Origin of the sequence: Pseudoflavonifractor sp. An176, from assembly GCF_002160435.1 — a bacterium.
GTDB classification, from domain to species: domain Bacteria; phylum Bacillota; class Clostridia; order Oscillospirales; family Oscillospiraceae; genus Enterenecus; species Enterenecus faecium.
Genome location: NZ_NFKO01000066.1, coordinates 1 through 968 on the forward strand (window position 1 = coordinate 1; position 968 = coordinate 968).

The following is a 968-nucleotide window of genomic DNA, read 5'->3' on the forward strand; positions in this document are numbered from 1 at the left end:
TGGTGGGGCTATGACGTGGCCAAGCCCGCCTTCCTGGCTGAGCAGGGCCACCAGCTGGTGAACACCCACGGCGACTGGTATTGGATCGTGGGCGGCAACAAGTGCACCGCCGAGAAGGCCAGCCAGTTTGACATCAACAGCTTCATGAGCGGCACCATCGAGGACCCCGTGGGCGCCATGTTCTGCATCTGGAGCGACGTGCCCCAGGCTCAGACCGATGCCAGCGTGGCAGAAGAAGTGGCCGATGTCATCGCCGCCTTTGGCTCCGCTCTGCCTGAGACTCCCGAGCGCCATGTCCACGGCGACGCCTCTCTCAACGAGTATGACAAGTCCTTTGTCATGGTGGACGCTGGCCGGAAGTACTTCTCCGTGGACAGCCTGAAGTCCATCATCGACAGCGCTTCTTCCGCTGGCATGCACTATGTGATGCTGGGTCTGGGCAACGACGGTATGCGCTTCCTGCTGGACGACATGACCCTGACCGTGGGCGGCACTACCTACACCGACAAGCAGGTCTCCGACGCCATCCACGCTGGCAACGAGGCCTACAGCGACTTTGAGGTGGACGAGCTCACCGAGGCCGAGATGAACGAGATCCTGTCCTACGCCGCCACCAAGGGCGTGGAGATCGTGCCTCTGATCAACACCCCCGGCCACATGGACTCCATCCTGGACGCTGCCGAGGCCCTCACTGGTGTGGACTGCGCCTATGGCACCTCTCAGCGCACCATTGACATCACCAACGAGACCGCCACCAGCTTTACCAAGGCGTTCCTCCAGAAGTACATCACCTACTTCGCCAGCAAGGGCTGCACCCTCTTCAACATGGGTGTGGACGAGTACGCCAACGATGCCGGCGGCATGGGCTTCCCCAAGCTGGTAGCCAATGGCCAGTACGACGACTTTATCAAGTACGTCAATGAGGTGTCCGCCATGGTCAAGGAGGCCGGCATGACTCCCATGGCCTT

1 protein-coding gene is annotated in these 968 nt (G+C 61.2%); it reads left to right on the forward strand.

The genetic code is table 11. The features are described from left to right. Positions 1 to 968: family 20 glycosylhydrolase (locus B5F12_RS11585; RefSeq protein WP_158096812.1), on the forward strand; the 968-nt coding region annotated here is incomplete at both ends.